Source organism: Halovivax ruber XH-70 (assembly GCF_000328525.1).
Classification (GTDB): Archaea; Halobacteriota; Halobacteria; order Halobacteriales; family Natrialbaceae; genus Halovivax; species Halovivax ruber.
On the sequence record NC_019964.1, the window covers coordinates 851,886 to 875,335 of the forward strand.

General features: G+C 62.8%; 25 protein-coding genes and 1 tRNA gene. 13 read left to right on the forward strand and 13 right to left on the reverse strand.

Features of this window, described 5'->3' with window-relative positions; genetic code table 11:
- Positions 1–51: 51 nt before the first annotated feature.
- Complete coding sequence (locus tag HALRU_RS03925) at positions 52–1,950, forward strand: DHH family phosphoesterase (protein WP_015300110.1); 1,899 nt, start codon at positions 52–54, stop codon at positions 1,948–1,950.
- A 46-nt stretch (positions 1,951–1,996) separates the two neighbouring features.
- On the opposite strand, the gene deoC is transcribed toward HALRU_RS03925, so the two are convergent.
- A complete protein-coding gene (gene deoC, locus HALRU_RS03930; protein ID WP_015300111.1) occupies positions 1,997–2,638 on the reverse strand; it encodes a deoxyribose-phosphate aldolase in 642 nt (213 codons plus the stop codon).
- A gap of 193 nt (positions 2,639–2,831) precedes the next feature.
- Here deoC and HALRU_RS03935 point away from each other — a divergent pair, with 193 nt between their 5' ends.
- The 4 genes from HALRU_RS03935 to HALRU_RS03950 all read left to right on the forward strand — a co-directional run bounded on the left by HALRU_RS03935 (position 2,832) and on the right by HALRU_RS03950 (position 6,446).
- The gene (locus HALRU_RS03935; protein WP_015300112.1) at positions 2,832–3,662 is read left to right on the forward strand and encodes a DUF63 family protein; all 831 of its coding nucleotides are present in this window, start codon (positions 2,832–2,834) and stop codon (positions 3,660–3,662) included.
- A gap of 125 nt (positions 3,663–3,787) precedes the next feature.
- The gene (locus HALRU_RS03940) at positions 3,788–4,672 is read left to right on the forward strand and encodes a carbohydrate kinase family protein (protein ID WP_015300113.1); all 885 of its coding nucleotides are present in this window, start codon (positions 3,788–3,790) and stop codon (positions 4,670–4,672) included.
- A 147-nt stretch (positions 4,673–4,819) separates the two neighbouring features.
- A complete protein-coding gene (locus tag HALRU_RS03945) occupies positions 4,820–5,134 on the forward strand; it encodes a HalOD1 output domain-containing protein (RefSeq protein WP_015300114.1) in 315 nt (104 codons plus the stop codon).
- Between the two features lie 124 nt (positions 5,135–5,258).
- The gene (locus HALRU_RS03950; RefSeq protein WP_015300115.1) at positions 5,259–6,446 is read left to right on the forward strand and encodes an NAD-binding protein; all 1,188 of its coding nucleotides are present in this window, start codon (positions 5,259–5,261) and stop codon (positions 6,444–6,446) included.
- 48 nt (positions 6,447–6,494) lie between these two features.
- On the opposite strand, the gene HALRU_RS03955 is transcribed toward HALRU_RS03950, so the two are convergent.
- From HALRU_RS03955 to HALRU_RS03970, 4 genes are all read right to left on the reverse strand, one after another.
- On the reverse strand, positions 6,495–7,025 hold the full coding sequence (locus tag HALRU_RS03955) for a hypothetical protein (RefSeq protein ID WP_245547787.1): 531 nt from the start codon (positions 7,023–7,025) through the stop codon (positions 6,495–6,497).
- Between the two features lie 8 nt (positions 7,026–7,033).
- Complete coding sequence (locus tag HALRU_RS03960) at positions 7,034–9,037, reverse strand: phospholipase D-like domain-containing protein (protein ID WP_015300117.1); 2,004 nt, start codon at positions 9,035–9,037, stop codon at positions 7,034–7,036.
- Between the two features lie 135 nt (positions 9,038–9,172).
- Positions 9,173–10,603 carry a HEAT repeat domain-containing protein gene (locus HALRU_RS03965; protein WP_015300118.1) on the reverse strand — a complete coding sequence of 477 codons (1,431 nt, stop codon included), beginning with the start codon at positions 10,601–10,603 and terminating at the stop codon, positions 9,173–9,175.
- A 75-nt stretch (positions 10,604–10,678) separates the two neighbouring features.
- The gene (locus HALRU_RS03970) at positions 10,679–11,398 is read right to left on the reverse strand and encodes a protein sorting system archaetidylserine synthase (protein ID WP_015300119.1); all 720 of its coding nucleotides are present in this window, start codon (positions 11,396–11,398) and stop codon (positions 10,679–10,681) included.
- 143 nt (positions 11,399–11,541) lie between these two features.
- Between HALRU_RS03970 and HALRU_RS03975 the strand changes: the two genes are divergently transcribed.
- The gene (locus HALRU_RS03975; protein WP_015300120.1) at positions 11,542–11,991 is read left to right on the forward strand and encodes a cupredoxin domain-containing protein; all 450 of its coding nucleotides are present in this window, start codon (positions 11,542–11,544) and stop codon (positions 11,989–11,991) included.
- Positions 11,992–12,156: 165 nt separating this feature from the next.
- Here HALRU_RS03975 and HALRU_RS03980 read toward each other — a convergent pair whose 3' ends face one another.
- The 4 genes from HALRU_RS03980 to HALRU_RS03995 are packed head-to-tail and all read right to left on the reverse strand — an operon-like array spanning position 12,157 to position 14,872.
- A complete protein-coding gene (locus HALRU_RS03980; RefSeq protein ID WP_007698471.1) occupies positions 12,157–12,798 on the reverse strand; it encodes a 30S ribosomal protein S3ae in 642 nt (213 codons plus the stop codon).
- Positions 12,795–13,145 carry a KEOPS complex subunit Pcc1 gene (locus HALRU_RS03985; RefSeq protein ID WP_015300121.1) on the reverse strand — a complete coding sequence of 117 codons (351 nt, stop codon included), beginning with the start codon at positions 13,143–13,145 and terminating at the stop codon, positions 12,795–12,797. The genes HALRU_RS03980 and HALRU_RS03985 overlap by 4 nt, the downstream gene beginning before the upstream one ends.
- The gene (locus HALRU_RS03990; protein WP_015300122.1) at positions 13,142–14,404 is read right to left on the reverse strand and encodes a hypothetical protein; all 1,263 of its coding nucleotides are present in this window, start codon (positions 14,402–14,404) and stop codon (positions 13,142–13,144) included. The genes HALRU_RS03985 and HALRU_RS03990 overlap by 4 nt, the downstream gene beginning before the upstream one ends.
- A complete protein-coding gene (locus HALRU_RS03995; protein ID WP_148680425.1) occupies positions 14,405–14,872 on the reverse strand; it encodes a 30S ribosomal protein S15 in 468 nt (155 codons plus the stop codon).
- A 291-nt stretch (positions 14,873–15,163) separates the two neighbouring features.
- Here HALRU_RS03995 and HALRU_RS04000 point away from each other — a divergent pair.
- Together HALRU_RS04000 and HALRU_RS04005 are read left to right on the forward strand one after the other, a co-directional pair.
- A tRNA-Ala gene (locus HALRU_RS04000) sits at positions 15,164–15,235 on the forward strand.
- Between the two features lie 422 nt (positions 15,236–15,657).
- On the forward strand, positions 15,658–16,647 hold the full coding sequence (locus tag HALRU_RS04005) for a HEPN domain-containing protein (RefSeq protein WP_015300124.1): 990 nt from the start codon (positions 15,658–15,660) through the stop codon (positions 16,645–16,647).
- Positions 16,648–16,686: 39 nt separating this feature from the next.
- Here the strand turns inward: HALRU_RS04005 and HALRU_RS04010 are convergent, their stop codons facing one another.
- Positions 16,687–16,956, reverse strand: a complete 270-nt coding sequence (locus HALRU_RS04010) for a hypothetical protein (RefSeq protein ID WP_148680426.1) — start codon at positions 16,954–16,956, stop codon at positions 16,687–16,689.
- Between the two features lie 424 nt (positions 16,957–17,380).
- Here HALRU_RS04010 and HALRU_RS04015 point away from each other — a divergent pair, with 424 nt between their 5' ends.
- On the forward strand, positions 17,381–17,824 hold the full coding sequence (locus HALRU_RS04015) for a hypothetical protein (RefSeq protein ID WP_148680427.1): 444 nt from the start codon (positions 17,381–17,383) through the stop codon (positions 17,822–17,824).
- Between the two features lie 11 nt (positions 17,825–17,835).
- Here HALRU_RS04015 and HALRU_RS04020 read toward each other — a convergent pair whose 3' ends face one another.
- From HALRU_RS04020 to HALRU_RS04030, 3 genes are all read right to left on the reverse strand, one after another.
- The gene (locus HALRU_RS04020) at positions 17,836–18,609 is read right to left on the reverse strand and encodes a tyrosine-type recombinase/integrase (RefSeq protein WP_148680428.1); all 774 of its coding nucleotides are present in this window, start codon (positions 18,607–18,609) and stop codon (positions 17,836–17,838) included.
- A gap of 57 nt (positions 18,610–18,666) precedes the next feature.
- Positions 18,667–19,257: a hypothetical protein gene (locus tag HALRU_RS04025; protein ID WP_015300126.1), complete on the reverse strand. Its 591-nt coding sequence runs from the start codon at positions 19,255–19,257 to the stop codon at positions 18,667–18,669.
- 193 nt (positions 19,258–19,450) lie between these two features.
- The gene (locus HALRU_RS04030) at positions 19,451–19,684 is read right to left on the reverse strand and encodes a hypothetical protein (protein ID WP_015300127.1); all 234 of its coding nucleotides are present in this window, start codon (positions 19,682–19,684) and stop codon (positions 19,451–19,453) included.
- Positions 19,685–20,159: 475 nt separating this feature from the next.
- Between HALRU_RS04030 and HALRU_RS04040 the strand changes: the two genes are divergently transcribed.
- From HALRU_RS04040 to HALRU_RS04055, 4 genes are all read left to right on the forward strand, one after another.
- Complete coding sequence (locus tag HALRU_RS04040; protein ID WP_015300128.1) at positions 20,160–20,756, forward strand: DUF7437 domain-containing protein; 597 nt, start codon at positions 20,160–20,162, stop codon at positions 20,754–20,756.
- Positions 20,757–21,016: 260 nt separating this feature from the next.
- Complete coding sequence (locus HALRU_RS04045) at positions 21,017–22,027, forward strand: phosphotransferase family protein (protein WP_015300129.1); 1,011 nt, start codon at positions 21,017–21,019, stop codon at positions 22,025–22,027.
- 72 nt (positions 22,028–22,099) lie between these two features.
- On the forward strand, positions 22,100–22,876 hold the full coding sequence (locus HALRU_RS04050) for a class I SAM-dependent methyltransferase (RefSeq protein ID WP_015300130.1): 777 nt from the start codon (positions 22,100–22,102) through the stop codon (positions 22,874–22,876).
- Positions 22,877–22,958: 82 nt separating this feature from the next.
- Complete coding sequence (locus HALRU_RS04055; protein ID WP_015300131.1) at positions 22,959–23,345, forward strand: acyl dehydratase; 387 nt, start codon at positions 22,959–22,961, stop codon at positions 23,343–23,345.
- Positions 23,346–23,450: the final 105 nt, after the last annotated feature.

Below are 23,450 nucleotides of genomic sequence, written 5' to 3' on the forward strand. Positions count from 1 at the left end.
GAAAGGCGCTTGATAAGGGTTATACGCGACGGTCGCAAACGACCGGCAACGATGACACGCGAGACCGCCGGCGACGCCGGCGAGCCACGCGAGTCGGTCGTCTACGAGCTCGACCCGGAGTGTACTGCCGAGGAGGTCGAGCCCGAGACGCCGTATCTCGCGGAGATAAACGGTATCGTCGACTACGGTATCTTCGTCGATCTCTCGGAGCACGTTTCCGGACTGATCCACGAATCCGTTCTCGAAGGAACGTACCGCGTCGACGACGAATTGGTCGTCGAACTGGAGACGGTCAGAGACAACGGCGACCTCTCGTTCGCCCCCGCCGACGTCGATGAGTACGAACTCGTCGCCGTCGAACACGACGTCTCACTGACCGGGACGAATCGACTCGACGCGAACCTCGGTGAGCAGATCCACGTCGAGGGCGAGATCGTCCAGATCAAACAGACGGGCGGACCGACGATCTTCCACGTCGCGGACGAACACGGCGTCGTCCCGGCCGCAGCCTTCGAAGAAGCCGGCGTTCGGGCCTTCCCCGCCGTCGACGTCGGCGACGTCGCCCGCATCAACGCGACGGTCGAACGCCGAAACGACGCGATCCAGCTCGAGGTCGACGGACTCACCGTTCTCGACGGCGAGGACGCGACGGACGCCAGAGACCGACTGCAGCGTGCCCGGGACGAACGGGCTGCGCCACACGAGGTCGACCCGCTCATCGACTGGCCCGCACTCGAGCCGCTCCGCGAAGAACTGGCCGAGGTCGCCCGAACCCTGCGCCGGACCGTCCTGGAAGGGCGCCCGATCCGCGTGCGTCACCACGCCGACGGCGACGGAATGTGCGCCGCAGTGCCGCTCCAGCTCGCCCTCGAGCGCTTCATCGCCGACGTCCACGAGTCGCCCGAGGCCCCGCGTCACCTCTTCAAACGCCTGCCGTCGAAGGCGCCGTACTACGAACTCGAAGATTCGACGCGCGACCTCACGTTCGCGCTGGAGGACCGGGACAAACACGGCCAGCAACTCCCCATGTTGTTGATGCTGGACAACGGGTCGACCGCCGAGGACGTCCCCTCCTACGAGACGCTCGCTCACTACGACATCCCGATCCTGGCGATCGATCACCACCACCCTGACCCCGACGCCGTCGAGGACCTGCTCGACGCCCACGTGAACCCGTACCTCCACGACGAGGACTATCGGATCACGACCGGGATGCTCTGTGTCGAACTCGCCCGGATGATCTACCCCGACCTGTCCGACGAGATCGAGCACCTGCCTGCGGTCGCCGGGCTCGCCGACCGTTCGAAAGCCGACGCCATGGGCGAGTACATCGACCTGGCGGTCGAGGCGGGCTACGACGAGGACCACCTCCGCGACGTCAGCGAGGCGCTTGACTACGCGGCCCACTGGCTCCGCTACAGCGCCGGGACACCGCTGATCACCGACGTCCTCGGGATCGACACCGACCCCGACCATCACCAGGCCGTGGTCTCGTCGCTCGAGTCGAACGCCACCGAGGCGATTCAGACACAGCTCGACGACGCGACGCCCCACCTCGAACACGAGTCACTCGACAACGGTGCCCACCTCTACCGAATCGACGTCGAGAACTACACCCATCGCTTTACCTACCCTGCCCCGGGCAAGACGACCGGCGAGATCCACGACGTGCAGGTCGAGGAGACCGGCGATCCGGTCATCACGGTGGGCTACGGTCCAGACTTCGCCGTCCTCCGCAGTGACGGCGTCCGACTGGACATTCCCGAGATGGTCGCCGAACTCAAAGCCGAGGTTCCGGGCGCCGGTATCTCCGGTGGCGGGCACCTCGTCGTCGGCTCGATCAAGTTCGTCCGCGGCAAGCGCGAGGAGGTCATCGACGCGCTCGTCGAGAAGATGGCCGATGCCCCGATCGACGAAGCCCTCTCGAGTGCGGCCCCGCTCGACGACTGATCACCTGCTGTCCGTTTTTCTCGTCCGTTTTCCCCGAGTACGGCCACTAGGCTTCCGACGGTGCGCCGTCGACGATCGCGACGCCGCTCGAGGCCCCGATCCGTTCGGCACCGGCCTCGATCATCGCCATCGCATCGTCGTAGGAGCCGATCCCGCCGCTGGCCTTGACCGGGAGGTATTCGGCCATGAGACGGACGTCCTCGACGGTCGCACCACCGTCGGCGAATCCGGTCGCCGTTTTGACCATCGCGGCGTCGGCCTCGACGGCGGCCTCACAGGCGGTACGTAGCTGGTCGGGCGTGAGCCGCGGCGCCTGAACGATCACCTTCACCGGGATCGGGACGGCGGCGACGACCTCGGCGAGTTCGTCCGTGACCGATTCGGTGTCTCCCGACAGGAGTCGGCCCACGTTACAGACGACGTCCAGTTCGTCGGCGCCGGCACGCCAGGCGGCGACGGCCTCCTCGACTTTCACGGCCGGCGCTTGCTGTCCGTGCGGAAAGCCGACGACCGTCGCAATCGTGAGGTCGGGGAACGTTTCACGAACGTCCGGGAGGTAACACGGTGGGAGACAGGCATTCATGCCGTAGTCGACTGCCTCCTGACAGATGCGTCGTGCCTCGGACGCCGTCGTTTCCGGTCCGAGAACGGTGTGGTCGATCCGTGGGGCGAGCGTCGTGCGGTCCATGGTCGGGGCCTCTCCCCGAGCCACCAAAAGCCGAGGGGATCGTCCGCGAAGGCCGGTGAAAACTCACCACTGGTCGGATGGGGATGGACTCTTCGTAGCCGGTTCGACGGAGTGGGACGCGACGATCGACGGTCATCGACACCGATCGGTCGTAACCGCAACTTGTTTGACCCTGCTATGTACCTGTTAGTGCATGGTACTGCCGGAGGGATTCGCGATACCACCGTGGTATTTCACCGTGGTGTTACTGCTCGGGGTTGCGGGCGTCGGCGCGCTGCTGTGGGCGATCGACCCGCCCGTGACCGACCGCACGGTCCTCGCCTTCACCCCGTGGATGATGTTCGGGTCGACGCTGTACGTGCTGGGACGTGACCCGATCAGTGCGTTCCCGGAGCCGATCGCGCCGCTGTTCGAGGCGCCAAGTGTCTACGTCACGACGGCGATCCTTGCGGGATTCATCTGGATCGTGGCGAATATCCTCCACGCGGGCGGGCTCTACCGGTCGATTCCCCGGTTCGTCGGCATCTGTGGAACGGCGTTCCTGTCGGTCTTCGCGACCGCCGCGATCATGACCGGAATCGAGAGCGGGACGTTCGCCCCGTTCTGGCCGGTCGTCGCCGTCGTGATCACCGGCATCGTCACGGCGATCGGCTGGCTCGCACTGAGTCTCTGGGCGACGGAGGTCGCCGCCATCACCGGTCTCACTGGCGCCCTGGTCTGCTTTGCCCAGGTGTTAGACGGGACGTCCACGGCGATCGGCTACGACGTGCTGGGTGCCGGTGAACAGGTTCCACTCTCGACGGCCGTCCTCGAACTGGCCGGGAGTCTCCCCACGGCCGAGTATATCGGCGCCGGCTGGTTGTTCGTCCTGGTGAAACTGACGCTCGCACTCGTCGTCGTCTGGCTGTTCGCCGACCTGGTCCGGGATCGTCCACGCGCCGGTCGCATCGCGCTCGGCTTCGTCGCTGCCGTGGGGCTCGGCCCTGGCGTTCACAATCTGCTCTTGTTCACGATCTCCGGCTGAGGCGGTCGCGCTCTTCGTTTCCAGTCAGCCACCGTTTTCATCCCCTCTGATCCAGCCAGCGCCCGTTCCCACCCAGTGTGAGTGGGCGGGACACCTAAGACCGGAGCGGCCGTCCTCCGTGGTGAATGGGCCGTTGTCTCGTCGCTGGCCACGTCAACTGGGACGTTACCCTCCGCGTCGATTCGCTTCCTCCCGTCGACGGTGAGGCGACGATTCGTGACCGACACTGTGGATGCGGTGGGAGCGCTGCGAACGTCGCGGTCGGGCTCGCCGGACTCGGCGTCGACGTCGACCTGATCGGGAGCGTCGGTGACGACGAGTGCGGCCGTGACGCCGTAGCGACCCTCGAGGGGGCTGGCGTGGACTGTACGGGAATTCGACGGATTCCCGACGCGACGACCGCTCGCAAGTACCTCGTGGTCGACGAATCTGGCGCCGTCTCCGTCCTCGGTGACGACGGCGCGAACGAAGCTGTCGGCCCGTCGGACGTCGATCCTGTCCTCGTTCGGCGGGCAGACCACGTTCACCTCACGGGCAATCGCCCGGAGACGACGGGGGCCATCGCGTCGCTGGCTGCCGAGGCGGGCGTGTCCGTCAGCTACGATCCCGGTCGGCAACTCACCGAGCGCTCGATCGAGGCTCCCATCGACCTGGTCGACGTGCTCTTTCTCTCGAGCCGGGAGGCCGACGCCGTCCGTGCCACTGCGGCCGGTGAACGGGCGTTCGGCGAACGGACTGTCGTCGTCACGGACGGCGACGACGGCGCGGTCGTCCACGCCCCCGACGCAACCTATCGTCACGCCGGATTCGACGTCGATACGACGGATACGTCGGGTGCAGGCGATGCGTTCGTCGCCGGCTTTCTCACGAACTGGTTACAGGACGGTGACGTGGAACGGGCGCTCCGGGTCGGAAACGCCTGCGGTGCGCTCGCCACCAGGACGGTCGGTGCCCAGTCGTCACTCTCTCCACAGCGGCTCGAGTCGCTGCTTGCCGACTGTGAGATGTAAACTGTCGCGAAGGGCAGAGAGACGGCTACCCACGTGGATGGGTGATATACTCACGCACGGGGTTCTCACCCCTCGGTGTCTGACGGAAGCGATAAGGGGGCGGTCGTTGGCGGTGTATCTAGCCCGTCGGACAGACGGCAGAGAGACATGAGAGAGGCCAATACTACTGACTGCGGCCCGAAGCTGGGGATGCGCCGTGGGTGGGTGGAGTACAGTCGATCGACCGACGAACCACCGAGCGTCGCCGTCGCGAAAGCCCTCGCCCAGTTCGAGGGCTGCTCGCCGACGTCGATGGAGACGCCGCTGTACGAGTTCATCGATCCGGACGCCCTCGATGCGCTGTTCGCGACCCGTCCAGACGAGACGTCGCGCGATCCAGGCGAGGTTCGCTTCGCGACCGAGACGGCGACGATCGTGATCAGACCGGAGATGGTCCGCGTGTTCGAGCGGGTGACCTGCTGAGCTAGCTCTCCCGACCGCGAGTGTCGTTGCAACCGAATTCGCAACTGCGACTACGATCGTATTACGTTCGGCGAATCGACCGGCATCGGCTGGATTTATCAGCGTCCCCGTCCCAGCAGTGGCTATGCGCGACGAGACCGACGGGCCGCCCGCTCCGACGGATTGGCGGTACCTGTTGACGACGCGTGGCACTGTCGGACTCGCGCTGGCGGTCGCGGTGTTGTCGATCGCGACCGCGTTCTTCAACATCGGTACCGGGGCGGTCACGGCCCAGGGCGCCCCGTACGTTCCGGAGGCCGTCCAGGAGGCTGCCGGCTTCACCGGCGCGCTCACCGGGTTCGTGATCGTCGCCAGCGTGCTCGCTCTCCGTCGCGGCCTGCGCGCCGGCTGGTGGGCGACGCTGTTGCTCATGCCGTTGACGGCCGCCCAGGGCTTCTTGCAGTCGAGTCCGTACTCCGCTCCCCTGATCGTCCTCTCACTGTGTACGATTCCGGTGCTACTCCTCACCCGCGAGCGATTCGACGCTAGCCTGTCGCTGGCGACCACCCAGCTCGCGGCCGGCGCCGCACTCGTCGCCGTCCAGGCCTACGGCACGATCGGGAGCTACCACCTCCGGGAACACTTCGACGGCATCGACACGATCCTCGACGCCTTCTACTTCACCTTGATCACGTCGAGCACCGTCGGCTACGGTGACATTACGCCGAATAGCGCTTCGACTCAGGGGCTGCTCTTTACCATGTCCGTCCTCGTTCTCGGTGTCGCCAGTTTCGGTATCGCGATCGGCGCCCTCGTCGGGCCCGCGATCCAGGCCCGCATCTCGAAAACCCTCGGAAAGATGACCGACTCACAACTGCAGACGTTAGACGACCACGTCCTCGTGCTCGGCCACGGGGACCTGACCGAATCGATCATCGACGAACTCGCCGACGCTGGGACGCCGTTCGCCGTCGTCTCTCGCGACCCGGACGTTGGTGAGTCACTCTCGCTGGACGAGAGCGTGCCGGTCCTGTCCGCCAATCCAAGCGACGAAGCACCACTCGAACGCGCTCGCGTCGATCGGGCACTGGCGATCGTCGTCGCAACGGACGACGATGCCACCGATGCGCTGGCGATCCTGACCGCCCGCGAACTCCGTCCCGACGCCCGGATCGTCGCCGCAGCCACGGACCGTGAAAATGTGAAGAAACTGAAGCGTGCGGGTGCAGACTCGGTTATCAGCCCCTCACAACTCGGTGGCCACCTCCTCGTCAAGTCGGCACTCGACGGCGATTCGACCGCGATCGTCGACCATATTCTTCGAGATGAATAATCTGCCTGTTTCCCCTCCGGCTGGCGACGTCCTCACGACCTGAGTGGCTCAGCCGGTGACGGTCGCAGTCCCGTCGGTGACTTCCCGAAACCACGACGTCGCGAGCGTGTCGAGCCGGTCCTCGGCGTCGGCGGCCGGAAGCACGTCCGTCGTCCCACGCCACTCGATCGCGACCTTCGACACCGGCGCGAGGGCGAGTCCGGAGATGGTCACCGGGCCAGCGGCGGTCCTGACGACCCAGGTCGTTCGTGTTCGGCCAGCCGCGAGTTCGACCGCCTCGACGCCGGTTCCGTCCTCGTCCCACCGCTCGGCGAGTCCGCTCGTGATCCGGTGGAGGCGGTGGCGCCCGCGAAGGTGTGCGAGAACGCCACCGGTCGCGAGCATTCCGAAGGCGACCACGGCGAGTGGGAGGCCACCGAACGGAACGTTGACCGATGCAGCGAGCGCGGCGAGTCCTCCGACGACCGCGAGCAAGCGGAGATCTACGGGGCGTGGGACGGAGCCATCCCAGCGGTCAGTCGACTGATCGTGCATGGGATCGATTCGATCGGCCAGGTGGTAGGCGGCGGGCTGTCTCACTGTAGCAGTTAAGGGGCAGGTGGGGGCCGATCGTCGGGTGGCGTATCGCCCTCTCGGTCGTTGTCGGTCCGGTCCCGACGCTCGATCGTCACTGGCGTCGCGGCCTGCGGTGGCGTCTCACGGGCCGGTCCAGTCGCCGCCGGTCCGTCGTCGAACCGAATGTAGCGCCGACCGAGCAGCAGCGCCCCGGCGAGTCCGGCCAGGACGGCCAGGGCGAGCGAAACCGGGAGTGACCACGCCGACCCGTCGCTCCAGTCTCTCTCGAAGACCGACGCGTAGTACGCTGCGGGTTCCGTCCCGTGGAGGACCAGCGCCACCTCGCGATTCTCGGTGAGCGAATTGTCGTTCCAGTTGACACTCCCGAGGACGGTGGTTTCGCCATCGATGATCACTCCTTTCGCGTGAATCTTCTCGAACCGGTCGCCCCCGTCTGCGAGACGCACGTCGAGCGGAATGTCTTCGTTCGCCGCGGCGGCGTCGAGGCGGTCGGCGAGCGCGCGATTCTCCTCGGCGACGTACCAGGACCCGTCGAGCAGCAGGTCGACGTCGACGCCGTCGTGAGCCGCAGCGAGCGCCGCCTCGAGCAACACGAAGTCGGGTTCGCCGACGTCAACCTGGACGATCTGGATGGATTCGTCGGCGCCGTCGATCAGTTCTCGGAGCCGTGTGCCGGCGTTGTCGGGGGCGAGGAGGAGTTCGACCTCGTCGACGTCGGCGACTGCGGGCTTATGTCTCTCCGGAAACGACTGACTGGTATCCGTCTCGGCGTATTCTGGCGCCCCGTCGTCGACGAACTCTAGCGACGGGAGTCGCTCCGCCCAGGTGGCTGTGTCGCGTCCGCTCGCGTCGGCGTCGAACACGTCGCCGAGCGCGTCGGCCAGCTCGGGGTCGGACACGACGACGCCCCAGCCACGACTCGACTCGCCGCCGACGCCGGCCGGTTTCCAGTTCTCCGTCGTCACGAGGACGGTGTCGTCGACCACGGCGTACTTCGGATGATGGAAGCCGTACCGATCGCCGTCCTCGCCGATCGTGCGGACGGTCGCGCCAGCTTGCTCGAGTTCCGTCAACAGGGGACGCGTCGCCTCGGGAAGGCCGCCGACTGGGCTCGTCTCGACGAGAATCTCGACGTCGACGCCCCGATCGATCGCGTCGTGGAGTGCCTGCTGGACGTCGCTGTCCGTGAAGGTGTAGCCAGCCAGTCGGATCCGCTCGTTCGCACCTGCGAGGGTCCCGGTGACGGCCGTCGGCGAGTCGGGGAGGACGAACGTCGTCGCGTCGTCGACGTCGAACGCGGAAACAGGGTAGCACGTTCGTCCCTGTGACCACCACTCGCCGCGGCGAATCGCCTGCGACGAGGTCGACGTCGTGGCGCCGTCAGGCGTTCCTGTTCGGTACCAGATTGCTCCCTCGGGTGCGTCGTCGTAGATGACTCGGTCGACTGTCCCGTTCGGGCCAGACAGGGTGAGCGTCTCTCCATCTGCAGCAAGTCTGAGATGGTCCTGTAGCTCGACGACTGGGTAGTCGGTGAGCTTCCGGGTCACGTTCGGATCGAGGCTGACGGCGACGCGCCCGGCCGGTCGATCGGTCGGTACTCGCGCGGTGGTGTACCCGTCGGAGAGGGTGAGCGGCGTGCTTCCGTTCGGACGGTGAATGACGACGTACTCGCCGACGTTACCGTCCGTCGGTGGGTTCGGGTAGAGTTCGACGATCCGGGGTGACGAAGCGCGGTGGCGGTGGCTGTTCGTCACGACGCTGCAGTTCGGTCCACCGGTCGATGCGACGCTGGCCCGAAGCGATCGCTCGACGATCGGACTCGAGTCAGCTAGCCCGGGTATACTCACTGTCTGAACGGCTCCATGACCACCACCGTCGGTTGCGGTCCCGATGGGTGCGCCGGTGATGCAGGCCGCGAGACAGACGAGCACACCGAGGCTCGCCTGGAGGATACACACCGCTCGCCGTGCGTGGTTCGGCTCCGTAGCGGGGACCGATGCGGCCCGTCGGGTCACGGTCTCGGGTGGCCGCGTCTTCCGACTTAAACTAGTGGATCGAAATAGTGACGACTTGCGGGTCGTAGTGGCGTCGGCGACTGGATCGAAGCGGAGGAGTGGACCGTCTCGACACGGTGCGACGAATCGGGCGCCTTACTGTGCTCGCTGGGCTTCGGCCTGGACGAGGTAGACCCGATCGTCTGCGTAGGGTGTGACCGCGTCCAGTGCGTCTTCGGTGCCGATCTGTCGGAGCGCCCACGCGGCGCTGGCGCGGACGGTGTCGCTGTCGTCGTCGGCGAGGACGTCAGCGAGTGGGGCAATGGCTCGCGTATCGCCGATGAGTCCGAGCGAGCGAGCGGCGCGACTGCGGATCGTCTCGTCGTCGTCTGCGAGCTGGTTCGCGATCGGCTGGACGGCCTCGTCGGTCCCCAGCTGACCGAGGGCACGCATCGTGGTCGTCCGCATCGCGACGTCGCCGGTGTCGACGTAGTCGAGCAGGGTGTCGACCGCCGCGTCGTCTGGTTCGCCGATCGCGCCGAGGACAGCGATCGCGTTCTCGTCACGACGATTTGCTTTCTGGACCATGACGTCGATCGCGGCCGGGTCGGCCAACCGTTCCAGTGCCTCGAAGCAGTGTTTCTCCATGTAATCCGAGTCGAGCGACTCGAGCGCGAGCAGGATCATCTCGACGTTGCCCTGGCGCTGGTGGACCTTGAGCGCGTGCCACTCCGGCGGGAAGTCCTTGACGTGATCGAGGACGTCGTAGAACCCCTCCCGACGGAGCTGTTCGCGCACTTCGAGGTCGTCCCAGGCGGTCGCGTCGTCGACGCCGGACTGGAGGTCGTCCGCGATCTCGAGGAGCGTCGCGATCGTCGCCGCGTCGTCGTCCGCATCGAGTCCGGCGGCCTCGACCGCTTCGTCCGCATCGTCGAGCGTCGCCACGAGTTCGTCGATCGCCTCGCCGATTCGGTCGTCGATGGCGGTCCGCCTCGCACCCGGATCGTCCGCTGTCGGGCGATCGGCCTCGGCAGCGTCGTCGGACGCTAGCTCGACGTTTGACGCGTCGAACGCCGATTCGTCGACGGGCTCGATTGCGGCATCGTCGGCGCCGAGCGCGTCGACGATATCCCCACGGGCGGTGGCGACGACGGCGCGGAGGTCGTCGACCCCTTCTGCGGTCCAGCGCGTCGAGTCGATATCGTTTCGCGCGCTCGTAAGCTCGTCGCGGACGTCTTCGCCGTAGGGTCCACGCTGGTCTTCGATCCCCGAGTCGACGTCGTCGAGCGCGTCACCGAGTTCGTCGTGGTCGTCTCTGACGTCCTCGTAGGGATCTTCCGGTGGCTCTTGGTCCTCGTCGTCCGGTTCCTCCGGTGGCTCTGGGATCTCGTCGATCGCCTCGTACTGATCCCGAACGTCGGCGAGATCGGCTTCGACCGCGTCGAGGTCCGGCTCGGTCTCGGCCGCCTCGAGGGCGGCTTCGAGGTCGTCGATCCGCTCGCGGACGGCTGCGAGTGCCGACTCGAGCTCGCCGACGGGGGCTGGGTCGTCCGCCGATTCGTCGTCGGCGTCGTCCTCGTCGCTCATGCCCGCACCTCCGCGCGGTCGGGTGACCGCCGATAGCTGGGCGTCTTCATACCCGCCGTTCTGGTACAAATCCCCCTAAGCGTTTCCATACACCCGGGCGGCGAACGCACCGCCGCGCCAGTAGAGCCAGGGGCCGAAGACGAGGTAGGCGACGCCGAGGGTCAAGAGGCCGTAGGGGAACGTCCGGCCGGCGAACGAGGGGATCGCGACGGCGAGGACGTGGACGACGCCCATCAAGAGTGCATCCCGGGCGAGTAGCTCCGGGTAACGAATCGTCGACACCATCAGGTAGGAGAAGGCGACGGTGAGTCCGAGGACGACGGCGGGTTCGTCGACGCCCGCGAGGATGGCCGCGCCGAGGATCGTCGCGGCGAGTGTCGTCTGGACGCCCTCCGTACACTCCGAGGTGGTATCGTAGGCGGTGTAGAGCCCGAGTCTGGCGACGGCCATCGCGACGAACGTGGCACAGACGACGGCGATCCCTGCCAGTTCGACGCTCGGACTCGCCTGGCTGACGTCGAAGCCGCGCGTGAGGACCACGTACGCGAGCGTCGCGGGCGCGACGGCGAAGGATGCCACGTCGGCCAGTGAGTCGAGGTAGGGGCCGGCCGCCGTCCCGCCGTAGCGGCGGGCGAGGACGCCGTCGAGCCCGTCGAGGACGGCTGCGAGCAGGACGAGCCGGGCGGCGAGCCGAACGTCGACGAACGCGAAGACGACGGCCAGAAAGCCGAGCACCGCGTTCCCGATCGTGACGACGTCGGCGACGCCCAGCCGACCGACGAACCGGGGTCGCATATACGTCTCCGTGGCGCGGCACCGACCTTACGTGTTCCGTCTCGGCGTGAGTGGGTGAGTGTGTGACTCCTCCATCGTCGTCCATTCCCAGCGCGTGGGTGCGAACCGCGCGGGTTAAACGCCCACCGTCCGAACTCGACGGTATGCGACGGCGCGCGTACCTCGCGGGTGCGGGATCGGTCGGCCTCGTCTCGCTATCGGGCTGTGCGGCGATCGGTGACGCCGCGAGCGCCCTGTTCGGCGACGAGTACGACATCGGAATGGACCGCAACGCGTTCACGCCCAAGACCTACGAGACGACCGTCGGCGAGCCGATCCGCTGGAAGAACACGAGCGGGTCCGTCCACACCGTCACGGCGTACGGCGGCGTTTTCGAGACCAGCGAGGCGGACTACTTCGCCTCCGGTGGCTACGAATCCGAGTCGGCCGCTCGCGACGCCTGGTTCGACGACCAGGGCGGCGCCATCGGTGTCGGCGAGACGTTCGAGCACACGATTTCTGTCCCCGGCGAGTACCAGTACTTTTGCGTGCCACACGAGACCGACGGCAACGGTCGCGTCCGGATGGTCGGGACGATCGTCGTCACTGAGTAAGTGTCTCGGTGGTTCCTGGCGCTACGTCGCGATGGCCGAATCGGGTCTCGTCCGTTGTGTGCGTAGCGGACGTCGTTCGATGACTCGCCGAGTCGGACTGATTTGGGCGATGCAATCGCTCGTTGGTGCAACGCACTCGAAAACGAAACGCTCCGCACGAACGGCTCAGTCGTCGGTTTCGACGTCGCTCTCGTCGAGGTCGACGGACGTCGCTTCCTCTTCGGCGACCTCTTCGGGGTGTGCGACGAGCGTCGTCTTCTGGACCTCGACGCGTCGAAGCGGGTAGATCGTCTTGGCCTCGCCGTAGATCGCCGACGAGAGGCGACCGTGGACGATGCTGTCGACGAGCTCTTCGAAGGTTCGGTCGGCGGCGGCCGACTCGACCATCTCGACCATCTGTTCGCGGATGGCCTGCTCCTGGCTCGCGTCGGCGCTCTTGGTCGTGAACGCGACGGGCTGGATCTGGACGCGGTAGTCGTCGGTCGTCAGCACGGTCACGTAGGCCTCGATCTTGGAGGCGCCGCGCCGGACGAGCGAGCGCAGGTAGTCCCGTGTGAGCGAGTGTTCGACGAACTCGGTGTACGCCGAGTCGCTGCCGACGTCCGTGATGCGGAACGTGAGCTTGATGTTGTTCTCGCTGGCGTTGTTCGTCAAGTCGCCGAGCGTCGTGTCGATGGTTCGGTCGTATACCTGTTCGGCTTCGTCCGCGGGGGTCTCGCCGAGCTCCGTCCGGTCGAACATCTCCGGAGCGAGCACGGTGTACCACCGCTTCTCTTGCTTCGTGCGTGAAACTGATCGTTCACTCATAGTGTATCGTTGGTGTCTGTCGTTGGTTGGTCGGCTGTCGATGCGGCTTCGGTCGACGTCTCGGCGCCCGATGCCGGTCTGGTGTCCGGCTCGTCGTGGGCGAGGGACGCGACCTGATCGGCGACGGCGAGATTGACGAGCGTGTCGTCCACGGTGGCCTGGAGGCCACTGGTCGCGTCGCGCTCGATCGTCGTGACGACGACCCGGTCGCCAGCGTCGGTCGCTGCCGTGTCGTCGCCGGCGGGTTCGACGCGCGTCGCCATCTCGTCGGTGTTGTCGGGCGCGAGCGCGGCGGCGATCGTCTCCGGCTCGGCGTGGGCCGTCCGGATCGTCGCGCGCCGCGTCATGGTCGCCCCCGTGCGGTCTCGACGATCGCGTCGACGTCCGTGTCGGTCGCGCGTTCGTCGGTCTCACTCGTCGCTTCGGTGTCGTCGTCGAGGTGGACCGTTGCGGTACGGTGTCCGGCGTCCCACGGGAGTCCGTGGGCGCCGGCGATGGCCTCGGCGTGCGGGACGACCGATTCGTCCGTGGTCGCGAGGCCGAGGCGGTCGTCGCCGACGACGCACACCAGCGGTTCCGGCGTGCTCGTCGCGGCGACCAGCCCGGCGACGGATTCGATCGCGTCCGTGCGAGCGAGGTCGGGCGTCTCCTCGTCCAGCCGCAGGACGTAGACGCCGTCGTGGCGTTCGGCGTCCGCGGTGTCGATCGCGGCGTGGACTGCCTCGCCGTGGGTCCGCCAGGCGTCGAGCGCGGCGTCGGTGCCGCCGTGGCCGATCGCGAGGGCGATGGCTGCAGCGGGCGACGTGTGCGCCGTCGCCGTGAGGACGTCGGCCAGGCCACCAGCGGTCGCGAGCGGGCCGTCGGGCGTGCCGTCCGGCCGGACGAACCGATCGATCGTGGTCGCGGCGCGCTCCGTGGCCTGCTCGTGTCCGACGGCGTCGATCGCGACGATCGAGGCCAGCTGGCGCCCTTCGGTGTCGCCGATCGCCTCTGCGACGGCGGCCTCGTCGCCGGACCACGCGGCGCGAACCAGCGTCGAGTGGGCGAGCCCGTCGACGGGATCGGTTGTCGGAATCGCGACGCCGGGTTGCCGGTCGAGCCGGCCCGCCTCGCGGGCGATCTCGACGACGGTCGCGACGGCTTCCGCGTCGGCTTCGGCGTGGCCGGCCGCGATGGTCCCCGCGAGTGCGAGGGCCGGATCCGGTCCGGCGGTGGCCGTGCCGTCACGGTCGTCTGCACCCTCGGTGTCGGCGTCGAGTTCGTCGACGAGTGCGACGGCCTGTCCCGTCAGTGACCCCGCTTCGGGGTCAAGGATACGAACGTCCGGGTCGTCCCCAACGTCCGTCCCGTCGTCTGTCGAGTCGCCTTTGTCGGCCAGTGGGCCGAGGGCCACCGTCACCGCATCGTCGTCCGTCGCGACGCGTGTCGCGCGTTCGGACCGTTCACCGAGGCTCACCTGGTACGGCGTCTCGCGGGCGGCGAGCGCCCGTGCGAGGACGCCAGCCGCGGCGAGGGCGTCGCCGTCGGGGCGAGCGAGCAGTGTGACGAAGCCGGCGCTCTCGATGGCGGCCGGCTGCGCCTCGGTGGTGCGGCCCGTTGCAGTCATTTACTCCTCGAGGAGTTCGACGGCGACGTCGTAGCTGTAGGTGAACTCGGCCGCGATCTCGTCACCGCTGTAGTACTGGACGAGTCGGCGGACTTTCGACTCCGTGTTCTGCAGTGCGCGCTTGTTCTGGTGGTCCTGCGGGTTCTCCTGCATGTGTTCGCGCAGGCGGATGGCGCGCTTCATCAGGTTGCGCAGGTCCTCCGGAAGCTCCGGGCCGGCGTCGTTCTCGTCGAGAATGTCCGTGATGGACTTGCCCGTCGCGAGCGAGACGTCCGGGACCGGCGTCCCGGTGACGCCCTCGTCGCGCAGCTTCATGCCGATCTGGCTGGGGTCGTGGCCCTGCTCGGCCAGTTCGACGACGCGCGCTTCGATCGCGTCTTCGTCTACGTCACTCCACTCCGGTGGGTCGTCTGCCGTCGGCTTGTCCGAACCGGACGAGCCGCGACGGCGGGTGTGCATTCGTGCCATTGGCTGAGGATAGGAACCACACTGACCGCGAAGATCCGGCTCCGTGCCGGGCGCACTTCCGCAATCTCGAGTCGCGCGAGATAGATCACGTCCGAGGTGGACGCGAGGCGCGACGGGTCAGATTTGCGGCCGTGCGATTCCCAACGCGTCGTTGTTCACTGGCGGGGAAAAGGGTTTCTAACGACGGGAGATCGGGTGGCAGGATGGTCGAGGCCGTGTCACGGACTGGCGCCCGCCTCGCGCTTTCGAGGGGTTTATCTACACCCGCGGGAAATTTCCTGCTGCGCAGGAGGGCTCGTAGATCAGTGGTAGATCACTCCCTTGGCATGGGAGAGGCCCCGGGTTCAAATCCCGGCGAGTCCATCGGAGCGACCGAGTTTTACGAGGGAGCGAGAATGGACGAGCCGAGCGTCGCGTGGATTTGAAGCCCTATTAGTCGCAGCCCGCACAGCGAGCGAAACGAGCGAGCAGGAACGTCTAATTCCGGGTTCAATTCCCGGCGGATCCAATTCTGCCGCACTCTGTTCGCAAGGAGCCGACGGCTGTCGATTTTGGCTACATATTGGTCTCAACCCGAATAGTGTCGGAGTGGCTTCCATTCTCACTCTGCCGAGTGTAGCACTCTTACTCTTATTAGCGGACATGTCAACAAATACAGTGCATTGCAATAGATCTTGTGTGTTTACACCTTCAACGAGAGCTCCGTTCTTCACACCCTCCACCACAGCAATTCATCGGTTGAGATGATTAGAAGGTTTTTATATGCGGGATTTGAATTGGGTGCAATGACGGATTATGTGTTCCCTTTCTATAACTTGACTCTTCCTGGACAGAGTGATTACACTAATGATGCACACAATGTGCGAATAGAATTACTTGAGGGAGCAGAGGAGTTCGAAAATGATCGAAGAAAAACCGATAGTGACTATAGAACAGGATATTGGCATACAGCTAATATTCATATTGAACAATCAAAAGAGGATGCAATAAGGACAGCAAACCATATTTCTCAGATATTGTCATTTGCACTTCATCGAGATGTGCGATTTAATGGATATTACAAAGGTACTGAACAGAACAATCCATTCCACACTATCTCAACAAGGACCTTTGATATAGATAATACAAATCTCAAGATTGTTAATGGCGTTGTGACCGGTCCCCCAAACCCAGGAATTGAACTCGGTCCATTTATTGATGTGGTTCTTGACACAGTTATACCTGCTTCAGAAGCCGAGCAGAATCGAAAACTAAAACCGATAAGCCAGTTCTTAGAGGCCAGTGCCGCCAATTTTGTGTCTAACAAATTTACCATCCTTTGGATAGCCCTTGAATCAAGTGCGAACCGAAATTACGAGTCATATCAAGAAGAGGTGGGGGATTTATTTACAAAAGAAGAAAGAGAACAGGTCCAATCAATTCTATTAGAAAATGTGGAAGACCAGTTCAGACAAAAACAGCTGGAATTTTTAGAATACAGGTTTGGGCAGAAATATCTATATGAGCACAGTATAGATGTGAAGATAAAAATATTCCTTGAGTATCTTGACATTGGGTTCGATATGGACGAAATTGAAGAGATTATCCAGGAATCCCGGGAAATCAGGAATTTAGTGGTGCATGAAGGTGACTCGGAACGCTTAATCGACAATACAAACCGTTGGACTGATTTACGTAAAATAGTAATATATGTGATTCTACGCAATCTGGGAGTAGATAATGAATTCCAAGAACGTCTTATTATGCCTATGATAGTCGGGCCGGACGTTTCCTAAATTCACTTCGACTTCTCTCCAGTTGATGTAGCGCTACTATCAGGACCATGACCAACCGGGGTCGTGTCCAACCACATTAAATTCCAAAAATCTCCAGATGGCGTTTGGTTGTAGAACATCTTCACTTTGGATTTGTGCCTGAAGAATATCCCCCGGACTTACCTTCTCAATCCTGGAGGTCATTTCATCATTATAATCACGATGTTTAGTTTCAACTGAAACTCCGCCCATAAAAGCGAGGTCTATTAAATCAATGTCCTCCTTATTAACTCTCATGACTGCATATTGACTCTCTTGAATTTGTGCCATTCGTGAATAATCATGCACTAAGAATTATAACTGTTTGGGACAATGGCTTACCATGGTCGTACGTCCCAGAGAGCTCCCAGGTAGAGATGTTATTTATTCTTTGCAACAGTTTGAATGGAGGTTTCAGACGCTAAAACGAGATGGGGAACAATTAAATCAGATTGAGGACCCGGGACTAGATAAGTCTGCAACTCAGCATCGATTCACTAATCGAGAGCACCTTCATGAAGCTGAAAGGCGATTACATCACTTTTTGTCTGGGTACTACACATTCAAATGTTTAGTCACGACACTTGCACAATCTGTACCAGACCCTGTGTGTACTGACCGTCTCAAGTATCGGAGAGACAACTTCGCAGACAAGTCCAGCTCCCGTGTAATCCTTGGTATGAGGCATTATGTTCAACACCATAATGTCCTCCCAGTGCTGGTAAAAAACTCAACGTTCTCTAAGAGTTTTCCTAGGTATGCCATCAACGTAGATGACCTTCATATGGATGGGAACAGCTATCGTCTTCCTCAAATGGTTATTGATATTGGAGAGCACAACGATGGTTACGACTATTTCTATGAGAGTGTGGACGACATCTGCATCTATCCTTTTGAAATAATAGCTGAGAACTGGGATGATGTAGTTGATCTAAGAGATGACGTATATGCCATTGTCAGAATGACATTGCAAGAGGAGTTGGACGAATATGTCGAACAAATTCGAGAGCTGAAAAGGGTTCGCGAAGAGTTGCGAGACGAACATGAAATTTTTGATGATATGTTACAGGAATTGGAGAACGAAGGTGTCCTTCCGAGCATGAGGGAGCTACTAACGCCTGAAATACACGACCGGATTACGGAAGATGACTGCTCTTAAATTAGTACGAATTATAGTCCGTTAAGATATTTTGTTCTGTTTTGCCGCTTTTGCTCCTTGTCTCGTGCATCATAGTGATGGTCAAGCACTTTCTCAGAGACGTTCATCCGCTCAGAAACGATGGCCTTTGGAACATCAGAGTAGAGATGATGTGTTATTGCGCTCCGACGAATCGGATGACTGCTCACCGAATCAGGATACTTTGAGTAGCCCCGATAGGAGGTTCCCTCACATTTTTCTATGTCTCGGTCATGTGGGCAACTCTTAGCGAAGTAACACGGTCGAGTGACTTTGTAGCAGATTTCAGATGTAGTCTTGTAATGGAAACGTCCTTGCTTCGAGGCCAGGAGCGGCTCCCTCTCGTTATCATCTGTCACGTCTGGGCGCTGCCGATTCACCCATTCATTGAAAGCCTCGACCAGCCGAGAATCGGTGACACTGACGTTCCGGTCACCTTCTGATTTGAGCTTCAGAGCAGTTCCCTGCTCCGGCCTGTGACGGACAGCCAGATACTGCTCGTCAGTGTACCAATCATCCACGTCAAGCGAGTAGAGCGACGAACGACGCATCCCCGTATGATAGAGGGTGTGGAAGGCGATGTTGGCGGTTGATGCCCACTCGTACTGGCAGAGATAGTCAATAATCTGCATTGCCCTGTCGTGTGAGATATGGACGTCACGGGCCTTCTTCGAGTCGGATACCTGTGGTACGATAATGTTCTCTGCGACGCCCTCATCGACTGCTCCGACGCTCTCACACTTTGGGAACTCCTGTGTATGAGACAAGCGAATAAACAGAGTGGGACCCGCTAAACGAAATTATTGGATGGCCGCAATAGGCTATCAGTGAGTTTGAATACGAATTTTCCCCTGAGTGAAGAAGTACGCGAGTCCTCCTAGCCCGCCAAAGAATAATGGATAAATGATGCCTGAAACGATAAGTGCCATCCAGATATCGGGCCGCATTGTTCCCGAGATGCCCCAATCAGTCATCGAGGCCGAGAAGATGACAACGCCAGCTCCGACAGCGATGAGATACCCGAAAAAGACAGATGCTCCATTGATGACTGAAGAAGAGATACGCTGCGTGCTTCTTGCACTCGCAGCTGCGAGAATTCCAGAGACGAATAGTGCGAGTGGTGGAATCACATAGAGGAATTCTAAATATCTGGATGTATCTTCCAATTTGATTAGGTTGTACCCTGAGGCAGTTGCTGTTTCGCCGAACGCTGTAACCTCTTCAGCAATCGGTACCGTGTGGGCGTTGTAATGGAACCAACCGGTGATCGTTGTTTCGCTGGCCTCCACACCGCTATCAGGCAGCGGGCCCATGAGTACCATATGCCGGGTCAGCAGATAGCCCAAGACGAAAGCGAATGCTCCGGCGATGATTCCGTTCCACCAACTAATTCTATTTATGTTGAACTGTCTCATGGTCTGCTAATGAGCGTTCTACTACAAGTAAATATCCGCCGCATCCCCTCACTCTCGAAAACGGGTAACTTCAGACGCGCTTACATACAATCTTCATCCGCCGTATCAGCCGAACTTCTCAACAGAATAGATTGATAGAATCGGTGGTTCAGCATCCGTATGAACGAGACGATTGGCCAGTGAATCTGTCTGCCTATCCTAACCCGGCTTGTTCCTTCCACTCCTCGGTAAACTCCAGCATTCCCATCGCAGCGACGCAATCCTGACAGCAGAACCGGACCGAGTGGGCGTAGTCCGCCAGCGTGTCCGGCGGCGCCACGTCGATCCGGAAGAGCAGCGCTGGTGCCACGTCCCGATTACACCGATAGCACTCGCGGTCACGAGTCCCATCGCCAGCTCCGTCGCTCGTTCGCTCGACGGATTTCATCCGAGCACCTCGCAGCGTTGGCGATCGAAGTGACTCGGCCCCCAATCCCCGAAAACGAAGCTCTGCGACGGATAGCGATACGACTCTCTAAACCAGCGGCGTGCGAGACCTTTTTGTCTCGGAGGTGTCTTCCGGAACATGGCAACCAAATCGCGCAGCGGTTTGGAAGCCAAGCGTCTCGGGTGGTGCAACACCCGGGACATTTCTAACGCAGTCCCCTGCGACGGATGGAGACGCTGGCTTCCAGCGTGGGCTACGTGCTGCTGGCAAATATAATTGTTGGAGGGGATAGAAATCTAATAACTTGGTGCTGGAGTGGAATCCTCTCTGTGACTTTGGATCTTCGCCCCATTACCATTTTAGATAGTTGTGCAAAACGCCACATGGCCCTTCGATGCCCTTCATCGAGCCTCTATCGGAACGACCCCAAACACTCTTTACTGTTTCTCTGTAAACTGTAATCAGACACAACGCCATGTCGCGCACCTCGAACCGGACCGACGGCGATATCGTCCGCGACTTCCTCTCGGTCGCGGACCTCCTCGAAGAGCCGCCGCTGGCTCGGCTGTACGCGTACTTCGCTCGTGAGGGTGAAGCAACCGTCCAGGACGCACTGACGGCGCTCGATCTCGCACAGGGGACGGCCTACACCTACGTCAATCGGCTCGTCGACGCCGGTGTGGTCGAGGTGGCTGACGACGAACAGCCACGTCACTATGCGGCCCGCGAGATCGACCTGACCGTGACGGCGGCCGACGATCGCACGTACACGATCACGCCGTCGCTGGTCGACGCCGTCGGTCGCCGCGAGACCGACGACGATATCGACGTCTACATCGACCGCCACGGGGTCGCCGGCCTCGCGACGGCGCTGTCCTACGCCGTCGCACGCGAACGCGGGAACGTGACTCACCGGCTGATGGCCCAGGATCTCGACATCTCGCCGCTGGCCGCCGAGCTCGTTCTGCAGGCCCTCCGGCCCATCGTCCACGAGCACTACGGGATCGAGGACTCGGGGGCGTCGATAGACGCACTCGACGTCGACGACCGCGACGCGGCTGACCACGCGTGACTTCCCTCCACATCGCCGACAGCGGCCTGTTCATCGCGATGGGTCAGCCGTCGAACGACCGATACAGGGCCGTCCGGTGATCATGACCCCTTGCGGAACTCATCGAAGCGGGTGCGTGGAGCGACGCACAGGCTGACCGGGCGAAGGAGTCGATCAGGCAGTCGCGGGAGAACTGGCGATGACGTTTCTGGGCGGTGGGTCAATAGCCACTCACACTTCTCCCCAACAAGTATACCACAAAGCCGTCGAATCTGGTAGCCGTGTTCGTCCGCGATGCGCTCTCCGCGGCCGTCGAGACCGCCTGCGACCCGGACCCCGCCATCGACACCATCTCCACTATCGAGGCGGGGAACAATCACGCGTATCGCGTCACCCTGGCGGACGACACCGATCTTCTCCTCAAAGTCGGGACGCGGTTTCCCGACGCGTTTCCGGCCGAACCGGCGACGATGCGACGTGTTCGCGCCGAAACGGACCTTCCCGTCCCGCGCGTTCACGGCACCGGGACGGACCCGCTGGAGTACCCCTACGCCGTCTACGAGTACGTCCCCGACTGCGAGGCCGAGTGGGTCGGCGACCTCTCCCACGAGGCTGCCCAGCACCTCTGTCGGGAGGCCGGTCGGCACCTGCGCGAACTCCACCGGATCACGTTCCCCGAGTTCGGCCGAATCGGCCTCGATACAGACGCTTCCGCTGACGATACTCCCGTCGCCGACGTTCTCGACGCTGACGCCCTCACTGTCGTCGATCCGACGCCGCTCGACGACCTCCTTCGCCAGTCGCTCGACCGGCAGCTCGGTGACCTGGCGGACACCCCATTCGACACACGACGCGACTCGCTCGAAGCGCTTGGAACGGACCTCGTCGAGCGAATCGATTACGACGACGTGACTCCAGCGCTCGTCCACGGCGACTATCGACTCGACAACCTCTGCGTCGATCCGAGTGCCGACCGGGTCACTGCCGCCGTCCTCGACTGGGAGCTGCCGACGGCGCTCGACCCGCTCTGGGATGCGGTGATGGCCCAGTCGCTCCTCACAGCGGGCCACCGACTCGATCCGGACTCCCGCCGGTCGCTCCGGCGTGCGTTCTGGGACGCCTACGGCAACGGCGTGGTCGACACGCCCCGGCGGCGATGTTACGAACTCCTCGCACGAATTCGACTGGCGCGCCATCTCGACACGGAGTGTCGGGGACTGTCGGATGCAGCGCGTCGCGCCCGCATCACCGACCATCACGAAGCGTTCGACGAACTGCTGGCGGATCGGTGACGAGCGAGGAGGTCAAACTAGCCTCTCGTCGGTCCCGGAACAGCTAAAACATCGGCGTATAGACACCTTTCCATGACCGACACACGAGCGGAAAATCGGAAGCTCTGGGAGGAGTGGAGCGAGGACTTCCAGGCGCTCTGGAACGCGAACACGGCCGAGGGCGAGGCCCCGCCGGCGCCGTGTCCGTTCACCGACGACCCGCCCGGCGGGAGTCAGCCCGACCTCCTCCCGACGGTCGAGGGAATCGACTTCGTCGAACTGGGTTGTGGCGGCGGCCAGGGCAGCGTCGGGACGGCGCTGGAAGGTGCGGACACGGTCGTCGGTGTGGACTTCTCTGCGGCCCAGCTCGACCACGCGCGCCACCTGCGGGACCACTACGGCGTCGACGCGCGGTTCGTCCGCGGCGACGTCACGAATCTGCCCCTCCCGGACGCGTCCTTCGACGTGGCCTTTTCCGGCTGGGTCTACCAGATGGTGCCGGACCTCGAGGCCTGTCTGGCGGAAGCCCGCCGCGTCCTCAGGGACGACGGCCTCCTGGTGTTCGACGTGCCGCACCCGATGTACGAACGCATGGATCCGGAGACGAACACGCTGACCCGGAGTTACCACGCCGACCCGCGGCGCGAGATCGTCATCGACGAGGACTACGAGGCGGACATGGTCGCGTTCGACCGGAAGGTCAGTACGCTCCACAACGCGGCGGTTGCGGCCGGTTTCGACGTGCAGCGACTCCTCGAGCCAGGGACCGCCGACCCGGACGACTACGAGGACAAGCCACTCGAAAGCGATCGACCGGACCTGAAGGCGATGGTCCCGCGAACCGTCCGCTTCTGGGCGACGGCACGGTGACCGACGGGGACACCCGTACTGGACGTGACGAGCACCACCGCCATCTCAACGCTTTTCGCGATCCGCGGCGAACCCGTGGAGGATGACCGAACCAGTCGAAGGGGAGACCCGATCGTTCGAGCGGACGTTCACCGTCGACGACGTCCGGCAGTTCGGCACCGTCTCGGGCGACGATCAGGCCCGCCACACGGAGCCAAACGAGGACGGCGAGGTGATGGTTCAGGGGCTGTTGACGGCGACGTTACCCACGAAGCTGGGGAGTGAGGACGAGGTACTGGCCAGTTCGATGGATATCGATTTTCACCGGCCCGTCTACACCGGCGACCCGATCACGTGCCGGTCGACGTACGAAACCGTAGTCGAACGCGACGATCGCTACGAGTTCACCTCCGACGTGGTCTGCGAGAACGGTGACGGCGATGTCGTGCTGACCGCGGCGGTCGAGGGCATGATCTGGAAGGATCGGTGATCGAAGCGCTACCGACGTGGTTCGTTGCGTACCGAGGGTTCTCCGTATCACGACGCGCCCGTCGCGAACCCCCTACGGTCGCCACGCATCGTTCGGACGCCGTGC

What these genes read in the sequence shown, in the direction of transcription:
- HALRU_RS03970 (WP_015300119.1), bottom strand. Translation starts at nt 11,398, where the DNA reads ATGCGACCCCGGTTCGTCGGTCGGCTGGGCGTCGCCGACGTCGTCACG.
- HALRU_RS03945 (WP_015300114.1), top strand. Translation starts at nt 4,820, where the DNA reads ATGAGAGAGGCCAATACTACTGACTGCGGCCCGAAGCTGGGGATGCGC.
- HALRU_RS04055 (WP_015300131.1), top strand. Translation starts at nt 22,959, where the DNA reads ATGACCGAACCAGTCGAAGGGGAGACCCGATCGTTCGAGCGGACGTTC.
- HALRU_RS03995 (WP_148680425.1), bottom strand. Translation starts at nt 14,872, where the DNA reads ATGGCACGAATGCACACCCGCCGTCGCGGCTCGTCCGGTTCGGACAAG.
- HALRU_RS03980 (WP_007698471.1), bottom strand. Translation starts at nt 12,798, where the DNA reads ATGAGTGAACGATCAGTTTCACGCACGAAGCAAGAGAAGCGGTGGTAC.
- HALRU_RS03985 (WP_015300121.1), bottom strand. Translation starts at nt 13,145, where the DNA reads ATGACGCGGCGCGCGACGATCCGGACGGCCCACGCCGAGCCGGAGACG.
- HALRU_RS03940 (WP_015300113.1), top strand. Translation starts at nt 3,788, where the DNA reads ATGGGCCGTTGTCTCGTCGCTGGCCACGTCAACTGGGACGTTACCCTC.
- HALRU_RS04010 (WP_148680426.1), bottom strand. Translation starts at nt 16,956, where the DNA reads ATGGCACAAATTCAAGAGAGTCAATATGCAGTCATGAGAGTTAATAAG.
- HALRU_RS03965 (WP_015300118.1), bottom strand. Translation starts at nt 10,603, where the DNA reads ATGAGCGACGAGGACGACGCCGACGACGAATCGGCGGACGACCCAGCC.
- HALRU_RS04030 (WP_015300127.1), bottom strand. Translation starts at nt 19,684, where the DNA reads ATGAAATCCGTCGAGCGAACGAGCGACGGAGCTGGCGATGGGACTCGT.
- HALRU_RS04025 (WP_015300126.1), bottom strand. Translation starts at nt 19,257, where the DNA reads ATGAGACAGTTCAACATAAATAGAATTAGTTGGTGGAACGGAATCATC.
- HALRU_RS03935 (WP_015300112.1), top strand. Translation starts at nt 2,832, where the DNA reads ATGGTACTGCCGGAGGGATTCGCGATACCACCGTGGTATTTCACCGTG.
- deoC (WP_015300111.1), bottom strand. Translation starts at nt 2,638, where the DNA reads ATGGACCGCACGACGCTCGCCCCACGGATCGACCACACCGTTCTCGGA.
- HALRU_RS03925 (WP_015300110.1), top strand. Translation starts at nt 52, where the DNA reads ATGACACGCGAGACCGCCGGCGACGCCGGCGAGCCACGCGAGTCGGTC.
- HALRU_RS03990 (WP_015300122.1), bottom strand. Translation starts at nt 14,404, where the DNA reads ATGACTGCAACGGGCCGCACCACCGAGGCGCAGCCGGCCGCCATCGAG.
- HALRU_RS04040 (WP_015300128.1), top strand. Translation starts at nt 20,160, where the DNA reads ATGTCGCGCACCTCGAACCGGACCGACGGCGATATCGTCCGCGACTTC.
- HALRU_RS03975 (WP_015300120.1), top strand. Translation starts at nt 11,542, where the DNA reads ATGCGACGGCGCGCGTACCTCGCGGGTGCGGGATCGGTCGGCCTCGTC.
- HALRU_RS04050 (WP_015300130.1), top strand. Translation starts at nt 22,100, where the DNA reads ATGACCGACACACGAGCGGAAAATCGGAAGCTCTGGGAGGAGTGGAGC.
- HALRU_RS04005 (WP_015300124.1), top strand. Translation starts at nt 15,658, where the DNA reads ATGACGGATTATGTGTTCCCTTTCTATAACTTGACTCTTCCTGGACAG.
- HALRU_RS03950 (WP_015300115.1), top strand. Translation starts at nt 5,259, where the DNA reads ATGCGCGACGAGACCGACGGGCCGCCCGCTCCGACGGATTGGCGGTAC.